The organism is Mesorhizobium sp. M7A.F.Ca.CA.001.08.2.1 (genome assembly GCF_003998455.1).
GTDB lineage: Bacteria > Pseudomonadota > Alphaproteobacteria > Rhizobiales > Rhizobiaceae > Mesorhizobium > Mesorhizobium ciceri.
This window is the reverse complement of the sequence record NZ_RZPW01000492.1, coordinates 1-4732: the sequence shown is the minus strand read 5'-3', so window position 1 is coordinate 4732 and position 4732 is coordinate 1. Positions and strand designations below refer to the sequence as shown.

The 4732-nt window shown below is 64.3% G+C and carries 5 protein-coding genes; all 5 read left to right on the top strand.

What is annotated here, in order from left to right; translation table 11 throughout:
• A partial coding sequence (locus EN914_RS24560; RefSeq protein ID WP_206525259.1) for a 6-phosphofructokinase occupies positions 1-645 on the top strand: 645 nt, incomplete at its 5' end.
• Positions 646-698: 53 nt separating this feature from the next.
• Positions 699-1418, top strand: a complete 720-nt coding sequence (locus EN914_RS24555) for an MBL fold metallo-hydrolase (protein WP_024501963.1) — start codon at positions 699-701, stop codon at positions 1416-1418.
• A 244-nt stretch (positions 1419-1662) separates the two neighbouring features.
• Positions 1663-3183 carry a DegQ family serine endoprotease gene (locus EN914_RS24550; protein WP_013528279.1) on the top strand — a complete coding sequence of 507 codons (1521 nt, stop codon included), beginning with the start codon at positions 1663-1665 and terminating at the stop codon, positions 3181-3183.
• A 149-nt stretch (positions 3184-3332) separates the two neighbouring features.
• Positions 3333-3944 (top strand): sulfite oxidase-like oxidoreductase, encoded by a 612-nt coding sequence (locus tag EN914_RS24545; RefSeq protein ID WP_024501962.1) that lies wholly within the window; start codon positions 3333-3335, stop codon positions 3942-3944.
• Positions 3941-4687 carry an FAD-binding oxidoreductase gene (locus EN914_RS24540; RefSeq protein ID WP_024501961.1) on the top strand — a complete coding sequence of 249 codons (747 nt, stop codon included), beginning with the start codon at positions 3941-3943 and terminating at the stop codon, positions 4685-4687. The genes EN914_RS24545 and EN914_RS24540 overlap by 4 nt, the downstream gene beginning before the upstream one ends.
• Positions 4688-4732 lie beyond the last annotated feature (45 nt).

The following is a 4732-nucleotide window of genomic DNA, read 5'->3' as shown; positions in this document are numbered from 1 at the left end:
GTCATGGGCCGGCATGCGGGCTTCCTGACCGCGGCTGCCGCTGCCTGGCAGCTCGACCCCGACAGCGGCCCTCATCTCGTCTATGTGCCCGAGCGCCCATTCTCAGCCGCTGGCTTCATCGACGACGTGCGTGCCACGCTCGATCGCCACAAGCGCTGCATCGTCGCCGTTTCGGAAGGCGTCAGCACCGCCGACGGCAAGGCATTGGTCGAAAGCCTGGTGCCGCCGGACAAGCTTGAGCGCGACGCGCATGGCAACGTCAAGCTGTCGGGCAGCGACCTGCCGGCCGCACTCGAGCGCGCGTTGGCGGAAGGCCTGCCGGGCAAGCGTGCCCGCGTCGATGCGCTCGGCTACATGCCGCGCGGCTATATCGGCGCCATCAGCGCGGTCGACGCGCAGGAGGCTTTCGATGCCGGCGCTTTCGCCGTCACCGTCGCCGAACAGGGCGGCGGCTCGGTGGCGCTGCAATATGACGGCACCAGAACGGTGCTGAAGAAAGTGCCGCTCAAGAACGTCGCCGGCAAGACCCGCCACATGCCGGACGATTTCATGAAGCCCGACGTCAATCAGCTGTCGGATGCCGGCATGGCCTATCTCAAGCGGCTGGTGCCGGAAAAGTACAAGGTCGGGAAGCCCTTCGTCTGATGCCGGGCTCACACCTGATGCCCGGCTCACTTCGTATGCCGGACTCACACTTGATGCCGAGCTGGTTCAGCAGGAGCGTGGTCGACGGCAAGACGACGATGCTGACCGAGCCCTTCGTGCATGCCTATGTTCGGGCCAATATCTGGCATCTGCGCGGTCGCGATGCCGACCTGCTCGTCGACACCGGTATGGGCATCTGTCCGCTGGCGCCACAGATCGAGACGCCGCAGGGCAAGCCGTTGCTGGTCGTTGCCACCCACATCCATCTCGACCACGTCGGCTCGCTGCATGAATTCCCGTTGCGGGCCGGGCCAAGAATGAGCGCGGCTCGGTTCGAGACCATGGATGAGGCCGCGACTTACGCCTACATGTTCCACGACCTCGAGGGTGCCGTCTCGAAACTGCCGGCGTCCGGATGGAAGTCGGCCGACTACAGGATCCCGCCCGCGCCGTTGACGCGAACCCTGGACGAGGGCGATGTCGTCGATCTTGGCGACCGGCAATTTCGCGTGCTGCATTTGCCGGGCCATTCACCGGATTCGATCGCGCTGTTCGACGAGGCCGACGGACTGTTCTTCAGCGGCGATGCCATCTACGACGCCATGCTGATAGACGACCTGCCGGATTCCGACCGGGCCGCCTATATCAGTACGATGCGGCGCCTGCTCGACCTGCCGATCCGTATCGGTCATGGAGGACACGGACCGAGCTTCGACGGCAAGCGCATGCGCGAGATTGCTACGGCCTATCTCGGACGAACCGCCGGTGGCTAAGGCTCCAGCGAGGCAGCAAGGCGCGACCCGACGACTTTGCGACCCTGCCGCCGTGCGGATATTAAATCTTCGTAAGGTCGCCCGAAAACCCTAAATCGGGCCAATCCGCGCCCTAGATGCAAGGCCGTCGATCCGGTTGGCTGCCATGTAGGCGAGACGGGCAATTGCAACCTCGACACGCCGATGACCGATTTCCCGCATGGGAGGCCACGGCGCTGGATCAACTCTCGCCCGGACAACGACCATGTCAGATATCCTTCGTAGGCATCGCGTCGCGGCCTTGCTGGGCGCTGCGCTGATCATATCCCCCTTCGTCATGTCTTTCGCCCAAAGCGCGGGCAACACCGTTCCGACGACCCAGACACCTGTTGCCGGCATCACTGCGCCCAATGGCTCGTTCGCACCCATCGTTGCCGCCGACAAGCCGGCGGTGGTGACGGTCACCACCGTCATGAAGGCACAGCCTGAAACGATGAGCGATGCCTCTCCTTTCGACGGCGGCTCGCCTTTCGACGACTATTTCCGCCAGTTCTTCGGTGACCAGGGCATGCCGACGCCCAAGACGCCGCCGCAACAGCAACCGCAGCGCGCCGAGGCGCTGGGTTCCGGCTTCATCGTCGCCTCCGACGGCACCATCGTCACCAACAATCACGTCATCGATGGGGCCTCTTCGATCAAGGTGACGCTCGACGACGGCACCGAACTTCCGGCCAAGCTTGTCGGGCGCGATGCCAAGAACGATCTCGCCGTGCTGAAGATCAAGTCGGACAAACCCCTGCCGACCGTCAAATGGGGCGATTCCGACAAGCTTATGCCAGGCGACCAGGTGCTGGCCTTCGGCAACCCGTTCGGCATCGGCACCACCGTCACGGCAGGCATCGTCTCGGCGCGCGGCCGTGACCTGCATAGCGGCCCGTTCGACGATTTCATCCAGATCGACGCGCCGATCAACCACGGCAATTCCGGCGGTCCGCTGGTGGATGTCGCGGGCAATGTCGTCGGCATCAACACGGCGATCTATTCGCCCAATGGCGGCAGCGTCGGCGTCGGCTTTGCCATTCCGTCGGACCAGGCCCAGAAGGTGGTGGCCAAGCTGATGAAGGGCGGCTCCATCCAGTACGGCTATCTCGGCGTTCAGATCCAGGAGGTGACACCGGATGTCGCGAGCGCCATCGGGCTCGACCATCCCGGCGGCGCGTTGGTTTCAGAGGTCAATGACGGCTCGCCGGCGGCCAAGGCCGGCATCGAGACGGGCGACGTCATCACCAGCTTTGCCGGGCAGGACGTGAAGGACCCCAAGGACCTGTCGCGGGCGGTCGCCGATGTCGCGCCGGGCGCCACGGAAACGGTCGACGTCTGGCGCAAAGGCAAGCCGATGCGGATTTCCGTCGATGTCGGCCAGAACAGCGCCGATGCGAAGACCGCGTCGCTGGATGACGGGTCCGACACGCCCAGCGCCGGGCGCGCTCCGGCGATAGGGCTCGGCTTGATGGACATAACGCCCGACATTCGCCAGCAGATGAACCTAGCCGGCAAGCAGCACGGCGCGGTGGTTGCCAGCGTCAATCCCGACAAAGCTGCCGCCGCTTCCGGAATACAGGCCGGCGACATCATCGTTGCCGTCAATCAGGTGCCGGTTAAGAACGCCAGGCAAGTAACCCAGGCAATCGCGCAAGCCGGCAAGTCTGGCCGCAAGTCGGTGCTGTTGCTGGTCGAGCGTGGCGACGCTCAGATCTACATCGCGGTGCCTTTTGCCAATGGCTGAGTAATGGCCTTGACGTGAACGGGACCGGCAGGGTTCGTCGGCGACGATCCCCTCCGGCCTCCGCCCGTCAAGATTTTGGTTGCCCGCCACGACATCTTCGAGAACATTGCATCAGGTTGATGTCGGCCCGATGCAGGGAGATTGCCGCGATGGTCACCCGAGGTTTCTCTTCAGGACGGCGCCCGCCAACCGATGACGATGCCCGCATCCCGCCCGGCCAACATCTTGAACAGGGTTTTCCGGTGCTGTCGGCCGGTCCGACGCCGCGCGTGCGCACCGAGGATTGGTCTTTCACGCTGAAACATGGGCCACGCCCGATCAAGAAATGGAATTGGGCCGAGTTCAACGCGCTGCCGTTGACCAAGATGACGCGCGATATCCATTGCGTGACCGCATGGACCAAGTTCGACACGCCGTGGCAGGGCGTGCTGGTCGACGATATCCTTGCCGACGCGGGTGTGGAGCCGCCGACCGGCTTCACGCTGGCGCACGCGTTCGACGGTTACACCACCAATGTGCCGGTCAAGGATCTCACCGCCGGCAAGGCCATGGTCGCGCTGCTCTACGAAGGCAAGCCGATCACACCGGATCATGGCGGCCCGGCAAGGCTGCTGGTGCCGCATCTCTATTTCTGGAAGTCGGCCAAATGGCTGAACGGCCTGCAATTCACCACGCGCGACGAGCCCGGTTTCTGGGAATTGCGCGGCTACCATATCTATGGCGACCCATGGCGCGAGCAACGCTACACGGACGATCCGTGAGCGATACGGCGGCAGTGCAGTCGCCCTGGCAAACAGCCGGCATCGTCCGCATCGAAAAGCGCACGCCGCGTGTCACCAGCTTCTTTTTTCAGCCGTCTCGGCCCTTCGCCTATCGCGCCGGGCAGCATGTCGACGTCAGGCTGACGGCGCCGGACGGCTATCAGGCGCGCCGCTCCTATTCCATCGCCTCCGCGCCCGAAACGAATGGCGCAATCGAACTGGCGATCGAACAACTCGACGATGGCGAGGTTTCGCCCTTCTTCCACGAAGTCGCGGCAATTGGCGACGAAATCGAACTGCGCGGGCCGCTTGGCGGGCATTTCGTCTGGCCGAAGGATGAGAGTGGGCCGCTTGTGATGGTCGGCGGCGGTTCGGGCGTCGTGCCCTTGATGTCGATGATCCGCCACCGCGCCGCACGGAATTCAGCGGTGCCCGTCGTCCTGGTCTTTTCGGTCCGGGTCTGGGACGAAGTGATCTTTCGTGACGAGCTGATCGCCCTCGACGAGCGTCAGGACGGCTTCGAGCTGGTGCTGACACTGACCCGCGAAGCCGCACGCCGCCCGGCCGACTATGCGCGGCGGGTGGACGTCGCGATGATGGCGCAAGCCATGGCGCGGCTGCCCGAGCCGCCCGGTCTCGCCTTCGTCTGCGGCTCCAATGCCTTCGTTTCCGCGGCAGCCCAGGCGCTGATCGATGCCGGCGTTGCAGCCGAAATCATCCGCACCGAACGCTACGGAGTTTGAGCGGACGCCGCCTTGCGAGAAAGGTTCGTCGGATTCGCCTTCAGC

What these genes read in the sequence shown, in the direction of transcription:
- EN914_RS24545 (WP_024501962.1), top strand. Translation starts at nt 3,333, where the DNA reads ATGGTCACCCGAGGTTTCTCTTCAGGACGGCGCCCGCCAACCGATGAC.
- EN914_RS24550 (WP_013528279.1), top strand. Translation starts at nt 1,663, where the DNA reads ATGTCAGATATCCTTCGTAGGCATCGCGTCGCGGCCTTGCTGGGCGCT.
- EN914_RS24555 (WP_024501963.1), top strand. Translation starts at nt 699, where the DNA reads ATGCCGAGCTGGTTCAGCAGGAGCGTGGTCGACGGCAAGACGACGATG.